The sequence below is a fragment of the Cupriavidus sp. 8B genome (assembly GCF_054589115.1).
The window spans coordinates 1-272 of sequence record NZ_BAAILO010000350.1 but is presented as its reverse complement, the minus strand read 5'-3'; the positions used below and the strand labels follow the sequence as shown (position 1 = coordinate 272).

The 272-nt window shown below is 61.4% G+C and carries 1 pseudogene; it reads left to right on the top strand.

Annotation, left to right across the window (positions count from 1 at the left end):
* Positions 1–27: 27 nt before the first annotated feature.
* A pseudogene (locus tag ACYP5B_RS33980) lies at positions 28–272 on the top strand (IS110 family transposase); the annotation flags it as partial.

The window sequence follows — 272 nt, the reverse complement described above, 5'->3', positions numbered from 1 at the left end:
GGCATGCCGGCAGTGACGCCGAAGACAGTGGAGCAGCAGGCGACACTGGTGTTGCATCGGATGCGAGAGCAGCACATCAAGATGCGCACGATGATGATCAATGCCTTGCGCGGCGCGCTCTATGAGTTTGGCTTGAGCTTCAAGAAGGGGCGTCAGGCGGGCTTGGCGGAGATGCACGAGCGGCTGGCCGAAGTGGAGGAAGACGTGCCGGCGAGGGTGTTCGAGGCGTTGCGCGAACAGTTCGAGCTGATCGGTCGGCTAGACAAAGGCAT